The 4,834-nt window shown below is 69.1% G+C and carries 4 protein-coding genes; 1 reads left to right on the top strand and 3 read right to left on the bottom strand.

Annotated features, from left to right (window positions below; translation table 11 throughout):
* Positions 1-1,092, bottom strand: a 1,092-nt coding sequence (gene glnT / locus G6027_RS09360) for a type III glutamate--ammonia ligase (RefSeq protein ID WP_241726985.1), incomplete at its 3' end; no start/stop codon positions are given.
* Positions 1,093-1,496: 404 nt separating this feature from the next.
* On the opposite strand from glnT, the gene G6027_RS09355 reads away from it, so the two are divergent.
* Positions 1,497-2,882, top strand: a complete 1,386-nt coding sequence (locus tag G6027_RS09355; protein WP_206682484.1) for an ammonium transporter — start codon at positions 1,497-1,499, stop codon at positions 2,880-2,882.
* Between the two features lie 94 nt (positions 2,883-2,976).
* Here G6027_RS09355 and pntB read toward each other — a convergent pair whose 3' ends face one another.
* Both pntB and G6027_RS09345 read right to left on the bottom strand, forming a co-directional pair.
* Positions 2,977-4,401, bottom strand: coding sequence for a Re/Si-specific NAD(P)(+) transhydrogenase subunit beta (gene pntB, locus G6027_RS09350; RefSeq protein WP_182636931.1), 1,425 nt, complete (start codon positions 4,399-4,401; stop codon positions 2,977-2,979).
* A 4-nt stretch (positions 4,402-4,405) separates the two neighbouring features.
* The coding region (locus tag G6027_RS09345; RefSeq protein WP_182636930.1) for a proton-translocating transhydrogenase family protein at positions 4,406-4,834 on the bottom strand (429 nt) is incomplete at its 5' end.

Raw genomic sequence — 4,834 nt, 5'->3', positions numbered from 1 at the left:
GACCGTGGCCGGCACGCCGGGGTCGAGATCCCGCCGCACGCCGTCGAGGCCTGCGGCCAGTTGCACCGCCACGGCCAGGTAGGGGTTCGCCGAGCCGTCGCCGCCGCGGAGCTCCACGCGATTGCCGTCGGGGACGCGCAGGTAGTGCGTGCGGTCGTTGCCGCGGTAGGTCGCGTCGGTGGGCGACCACGTGGCCCCCGACGCGGTCGTGCGCGCTCCTATACGTTTGTAGGAGTTGATGGTGGGGCACAGGACCGCGTGCATGCCGGCGGCGTGGGTGAGGACGCCGGCGATGAACGAGTACGCCGTGGGCGAGAGCCCCAGTCCGTACCGGTCGGCGCCGACGGCGGGGAACACCGGGTCTCCGTCGCGCCACAGGGACATGTGCAGGTGCATGCCCGACCCGGTGCGGTCGGAGAACGGCTTGGGCATGAAGGTGGCGATCATGTCCCGCTGTTCGGCCAGCATGGAAATGATGTAGCGCAGCGTCATGACCCTGTCGGCCGTGATCATCGCCTCGTCGTAGGCGAAGTTCTGCTCGAACTGCCCGTTGCCGTCCTCGTGGTCGTTGGCGTAGTTGGCCCAGCCGAGCACGTTCATCGCGTCCGAGACCCCGGCGAGGTGGTCGAACATGCGGGTCACGCCCCGGGCGTCGTAACACGGGTGGGACTCGTCGTCCTTGGGATCGGCGGTGCACAGCGAACCGTCGGCGTTCTTCCGGACCAGGAAGTACTCGACCTCCGCGCCCACCTTGAGCTCGAGACCGTCGGCGGCCGCGTCGGCGAGCATCCGTCCCAGGATGACGCGCGGCGCGAAGCGCCACGGCTCCCCGCTCACCCACGGGTCGCAGTGCACCAGGGCGAGTCCCGGTTTGATGAAGTCGAGGGTGGTGAAGGAACGGGGGTCGGGGACGACGACGAGGTCGGGGTCCCTGGGCTCCTGGCCGATGGCGTCGGCGGCGTATCCGGCGAATCCCAGCTCCCCGGCCTCCAGTTGGTCGACCGCCGAGGCCGGGACGAGCTTGGCGCACGGCTTGCCCCGGAGGTTGGTGAACACGGCCAGGACGAATCGCGTCCCGGAGTCCGCGACCATCCGGGCGAGGGTGCCGGGGGCGCTCTCCGGCGCCCGGGCGGCGTCGAGCGTCGGGATCGACGACTGTCTGCTCGCGCCGTTCGCACGGTCGGCGACCCCGACGGAGGGGTCTGCGGTGACTGTCATGACGTCTCCTGATCCGAGGGTTTCTGCGTGGTGATCAAAATGTACTGTGACTAAACCGGTGGTTGGTTACCGCGGCGTTACGGCTTTCGGACACTGAAAGGACCTGTCCCACTGAGCCTGTCGTACCCCATCCGGGACGGGACGCGATTCGACTCCTGCGCGGTAACCGAATGGCAACGGTCGCGGTACCTGCCCTTAAGCAACACAGGATCACACTGTGAAACGCACGGTCCCCACGTCGCCCCGCTCGGGAGTGGCCTCAGAGAGAAGAGAGAAACATGGACGTAGCCATAGCGGCGGCCGACACCGCCTGGGTGCTCGCGGCCATGGTCGCGGTGGCCTTCATGGTCCCCGGCCTGGCCCTGTTCTACGGCGGCATGGTCAGCATCCGCAGCACGCTCAACATGATGATGATGACGATCGGCGCGGTCGCCGTGATGGCCGTGCTGTGGGTCCTGATCGGCTACTCACTGACCTTCGGCGACTCGGTCGGGGGCGTCGGCCTGCTCGGCGACCCGCTCGAGTACCTGGGCCTGAGGGGCATCATGGCCGAGCCCGAGACCCCGGGCCTGCCGCCCGCCCTGTTCGCCGGGTTCCTCCTGCTGTTCGCGGGGATCACCGTCGCCCTCGTGGCCGGCGGCGTGGCGGACCGGATGCGCTTCTCCACCTGGCTGGTCTTCGCGATCGTGTGGCCGGTGCTGGTGTTCTTCCCCGTGGCCCACTGGGTGTTCGCGTTCGACTCCGACGACGGTTCGGTCACCGGTGGCTGGATCGCCAACAACCTGGGGGCCATCGATCTCGCGGGCGGTACCGCCATCCACATCAACGCCGGTGTCGCGACGCTCGCCCTGGTGCTCGTGCTCGGACGCCGTGCCGGTTTCCCCACGATCAGCAGACCGCACAGCGTTCCCCTGACGTTCCTCGGCGCCGGCATGCTGTTCGCCGGCTGGATCGGCTTCAACGCCGGCTCCGCCGTCGCCGCGGGGAACACGGCCGCAGTGGCCGCGCTCAACACCGTGGTCGCCGGCCTGTGTGGCGCCCTGGCCTGGATGATCACCGAGCAGGTCCGCGCCAAGCACCCCACGACACTCGGCGTGGCCTCCGGGCTCGTGGCCGGTCTGGTGGGCATCACCCCGGCAGCCGCCGCGGTCAGCCCACTCGGCGCCATCGCGATCGGCCTGATCTGCGGCGTCGTCTGCCACTACGCGGTGGGCCTGAAGTACCGCCTCGGCTACGACGACTCCCTCGATGTGGCCGGGCTGCACATGGTCGCGGGCATCATCGGCACCCTGCTCATCGGTGTGATCGCCGATCCCGCCTCCCCCGCCGGTGAGGCCGGCCTGCTGTTCGGCGGCGGGTTCGGGCAGCTCGGGGCCCAGGCCCTGGCCACGGCGGCGGTGCTCGCGTACTCCTTCACCGTCACGCTGCTCATCGCCTTCGTCCTGGACAAGACGATGGGCCTGCGGGTCACCGAGGAGGACGAGCGGGAGGGCCTGGACAAGGCCTATCACCGCGAGATGGCGTACTTCCAGGACGCGCTCGAGGGCGACGGGCTCGGAACCGACGCCGTGGTCGTCGGCGAGAACGTTGTCGGTGAGAACGTTGTCGGTGAGAACGAGGATGCGGAGGCGGCCACCGCGTCACCGTCCACGTCCTCGACCTAGTCAGCCCGATCGACCGGTCAGCCCGAACAGCGACGAGGAGGCGGTCCCGGGTGGGACCGCCTCCTCGTCGTCGTACCGGGTTCTTTGGCCGGCTCTACCGACCCGCCCCGACCGGCTGCTCCTTGAGCGCGCCCAGGATGTCGTCGACACGGTCCTTGGCGTCACCGAACAGCATCTGGGTGTTGTCGCGGAAGAACAGCGGGTTCTGCACACCGGCGTACCCGGCGGCCATGGATCGCTTGAACACGATCACGTCGGTGGCGTCCCACACGTGGAGCACGGGCATCCCCGCGATCGGGCTGCCCGGGTCCTCGGCGGCGTCCGGGTTGACGGTGTCGTTGGCGCCGATCACCAGGACCACGTCGGTGTCCGAGAAGTCGTCGTTGATCTCGTCGAGCTCGAACACGATGTCGTAGGGCACCTTGGCCTCGGCCAGCAGCACGTTCATGTGCCCGGGCAGGCGACCGGCGACGGGGTGTACGGCGAAGCGCACGTCCACGCCCCGCTCGCGCAGGGTGCGGGTGAGATCGGCGACGGGGTACTGCGCCTGCGCGACGGCCATGCCGTAGCCGGGGGCGATGATCACCTTGGAGGCGCCTGCGAGCAGCTCGGCCGCCGACTCGACGTCGATTTCACGGTGCTCGCCGTGGTCCTTGCCCTCGCCCGAGGCGGCCTCGATGCCGAAGCCACCCAGGATGACGGAGATGAACGAGCGGTTCATGGCCTTGCACATGATGTAGGACAGGTAGGCACCCGAGGAGCCGACCAGCGCGCCGGTCACGATGAGCAGGTCGTTGCCGAGCAGGAAGCCCGTCGCGGCGGCGGCCCACCCGGAGTAGGAGTTGAGCATCGAGACCACGACGGGCATGTCGCCGCCGCCGATGCTCGCCACGAGGTGCCACCCCAGGGCCAGGGCCAGGACCGTGACGACGGCGAGCATCCACAGCGCCGGGGTGATGACGAACGCCGTGGTGAGCGCGATGAACGCCACCAGGATCCCGGCGTTGATGAGGTTCTTGCCCGGCAGCACCAGCGGCGCGGACTTCATCTTCCCCGAGAGCTTGAGGTAGGCCACGATCGACCCGGTGAAGGTGATGGCGCCGATGAACACGCCGATGAACACCTCCGCGTGGTGGATGTCCAGCAGCGAACCGGTGAGCTCACCGTGCAGCTCGGGCTCGAGGTAGCCGTTCCAACCCACCAGCACGGCGGCCAGACCCACGAAGGAGTGCAGCAGGGCGATCAGCTCGGGCATCTCGGTCATCTGCACCCGGCGGGCGCGCAGCAGCCCCAGGGTCGCGCCGATGAGCACCGCCACCACCATGAGGACGATCCCGATGGTGGCGGGCTGGTGGTCGATCACCAGCGCGACGGTGGCCAGAAGCGCCAGCGCCATGCCGGCGATGCCGAAGCTCAGGCCCCGGCGGGCGGTCTCGTGCTTGGACAGGCCGGCCAGGGACATGATGAACAGCAGCGCGGCGACGAGGTAGGCCGCGTTGGCGGCGGTCACGAGTGACATCTCCTCAGGCTCCCTTCGAGAACATGCCGAGCATGCGGCGCGTCACGGCGAAGCCGCCGAAGACGTTGATGGACGCGACGAGGATCGCGATGGTGGCCAGGACCAGGCCGGCGGTGTTGTCGATCCCGATCTGGAGCAGCGCGCCCACGACGATCACGCCGGAGATCGCGTTGGTCACCGACATGAGCGGCGTGTGCAGCGCGTGGTGGACGTTGCCGATCACGTAGTACCCGATCACGATCGCCAGGACGAACACCGTGATGTGACGCGGGATGTCACCGGGCGCGACGGCCGTGAGCAGGAGCAGCAGCGCCATGCCCACGCCGATCAGTCCGAGCTTGGCGCCGGGAGACATCTTCTTCTTCTCCGCGCGGGGCTCGATCGGGGCGGCGGCGGCCGCGGCGGGCGCGGCGCTGACCTGCACAGGCGGGGG

The sequence above is a fragment of the Dietzia sp. SLG310A2-38A2 genome, from assembly GCF_014145095.1.
GTDB lineage: Bacteria > Actinomycetota > Actinomycetes > Mycobacteriales > Mycobacteriaceae > Dietzia.
This window is presented reverse-complemented; position numbering and strand designations above follow the sequence as displayed.